Here is a 490-nt window from a genome sequence, read left to right as displayed (position 1 = left end):
TACGTGGGCATTGGTGCCGCTGATGCCGAAGGCGCTGACTGCCGCGCGCAGCGGTTGGCCAGCGGCGACTTGCCAGCTCTGGTGATGGGTATTGACGAAGAACGGCGAGCGGGCGAAATCGAAATGCTCGTTCGGCGTGGCGAAGTGCAGGGTCGGCGCCAGTTCACGGTGGCGCATCTGCAGCAGTACCTTGTGCACCCCCGCGACCCCGGCTGCTGCCGTGGTATGGCCGATGTTGCTCTTGACCGAACCCAGGCCGCAGAAATTGCTCTGCTCGGTCCGTTCCCGGAACACCGTATCCAGGGCTGTCAGCTCGATCGGGTCGCCCAGCTTGGTTCCCGTACCGTGCAACTCGACATAGGAGATGCTCCGCGGATCGATACCGTGGCGGGCGTACACCTCGCGCTCCAGGGCGATCTGGCTGCCGGCGCTGGGCGCAGTGATGCCGTTGGTCTTGCCATCCTGGTTGATGCCCGACGCGACGATCACA

Annotated in this window: 1 pseudogene; it reads right to left on the bottom strand. The window is 64.7% G+C overall.

The features are described from left to right. Positions 1-490, bottom strand: a pseudogene (locus tag ACK6AU_RS32045) (polyketide synthase); the annotation flags it as partial.

Origin of the sequence: Pseudomonas sp. KCJK8993 (genome assembly GCF_046230915.1) — a bacterium.
Classification (GTDB): domain Bacteria; phylum Pseudomonadota; class Gammaproteobacteria; order Pseudomonadales; family Pseudomonadaceae; genus Aquipseudomonas; species Aquipseudomonas piscis.
The sequence above is the reverse complement of the archived record's forward strand: the minus strand, read 5'-3'. Positions and strand labels throughout refer to the sequence as shown.